This window comes from Thermogutta sp., from assembly GCF_039793925.1.
Lineage (GTDB): Bacteria > Planctomycetota > Planctomycetia > Pirellulales > Thermoguttaceae > Thermogutta.
Genome location: NZ_JBAMME010000033.1, coordinates 1 through 1,710 on the forward strand (window position 1 = coordinate 1; position 1,710 = coordinate 1,710).

The 1,710-nt window shown below is 58.1% G+C and carries 2 protein-coding genes; both read right to left on the reverse strand.

Features of this window, described 5'->3' with window-relative positions; translation table 11 throughout:
* Nucleotides 1–320 (reverse strand): hypothetical protein (locus tag ABJK56_RS01275; RefSeq protein ID WP_347242855.1); only part of this gene is annotated, 320 nt, incomplete at its 3' end.
* 155 nt (nucleotides 321–475) lie between these two features.
* On the reverse strand, nucleotides 476–1,573 hold the full coding sequence (locus ABJK56_RS01280; protein ID WP_347242856.1) for an integron integrase: 1,098 nt from the start codon (nucleotides 1,571–1,573) through the stop codon (nucleotides 476–478).
* Between the last annotated feature and the right edge of the window lie 137 nt (nucleotides 1,574–1,710).

The following is a 1,710-nucleotide window of genomic DNA, read 5'->3' on the forward strand; positions in this document are numbered from 1 at the left end:
TCATCAGATAAGGACCAGGATTGCCCAGCCGCCTCCAATGCCCCATGTGCATATGCGGCCATTTTGTATGCACCATCATCTTTGTGATACGCCCATTCCAGGTTCCCGTAGATTACTTCCCCCAGTATTGCCCGTATTTCTAGATCAGAAAGCATATCGACTGGAGGTAGTGCTTCTATCAGTGCGGCAGACCGGTTTCCATAGTCATCATTTCGGCTCCTAACCATATCGACGTTCGCTTGGTACCATTTCCGAATCTTGCAGTACGCGTCCTTGAGTGAGATCTGAGCTGGCTTCTTGTCGCTTGCTAATAGACCCATGTGTTTCCTCCTTCTTGTTCGCTAACTATTGATTATCTGGTCTCCACATAACACCCCGATGCCGCTTTCTCTCGGCATAAGACATCCGTGTGCGTTGCTTGGTCAGTTCTCTGTTGCCAATAATCTCAGCTCCTCCCTCAAATGGCTTCGGGGTGTTACATGGTTTCCGTATAACACCCCGGCTTTCCTGACTGCAAAGCATCGACCGGGCTGCGCACACTTTTGCCGCCGCGGTTCAAAACGTGGGTGTACATCATCGTTGTTTTCACGTCCTTATGCCCCAACAACTCCTGCACCGTGCGGATGTCATACCCATCAGCCAAGAGATGCGTAGCAAAGGAACGGCGGAAGGTGTGGCAGGTCGCTCGCTTCGTCAGTCCGGCGGCCCTGACCGCTTGAGTCACCGCCTTCTGCACGATGGATTCATGGACATGATGCCTTCCCTGCTCTCCGGTCTTAGGATTTATCCAGCGGTGCTCCTGCGGAAACACCCACTGCCAGCACCACTCAGCCGGGGCGTTGGGATATTTGCGGTCGAGGGCATCGGGCATCTGGACGCGCCCCCACCCGTCACGCAAATCCTTTTCATGAATGGCTTTGAGTTTTCGCAGATGGTCCTGGAGGGCTGCTTTGAGCGATTGGGGTAGCATCGTCACGCGGTCTTTTTGGCCCTTGCCGTCCCGAACCGTGATCTCATTTCCGGCAAAGTCAATGTCCTCAACGCGCAGCCGCAGGCATTCCATCAGCCGCAGCCCCGCGCCGTACATCAGTGAGGCCATCAACCACTTGTCGCCCTGGAGGTGACTCAGAACCGCCTTGACCTCGTCGCGATTCAGGACCACAGGCAACCGCTTCGATCTGCGGGCGCGAATCACTTGGCCGAGGTCACCGACCTCGCACCCCAAGACATGGCGGTAGAGGAAGAGCAAGGCAGCAAGAGCTTGATTCTGTGTCGAGGCTCTGACCTGTTCCTTCAAGGCCAGAGGGGTCAGATATGCGCTGATCTCCGGCTCGCCCATCTCCGCCGGGTGACGCACCTTGTGGAAGACGATGAACCGCTTGATCCAGTGGATGTACGCCTGCTCGGTGCGGTGGCTGTCATGGCGAGCGCGGATGGCCTGGCGCACCCGGTCGAGGAGCCGGGGTTTGAATGGCCCTGCCGGGCCGCCCTCACGGACAGCGAGCACGGGGCCAGGCCCGCTGCACCCGGACATCGGATACGACATCGCTGCGCCCGTCTCGACCCTGGCCATGCATCGCCCTCCGTCGATGTTGCTTAGAGTGTAGGCGGGAGCCACGGCCCATGTCAAGGGGCACGGAACGCCGCATCGGGGGGGCCTCCGGACCTCTTCGACTCCGAACCTTCGTGCCCGTGTCACCACCCAGTATG

Coding starts and splice junctions, on each gene's coding strand:
- ABJK56_RS01280 (WP_347242856.1), bottom strand. CDS start 1,573: ATGGCCAGGGTCGAGACGGGCGCAGCGATGTCGTATCCGATGTCCGGG.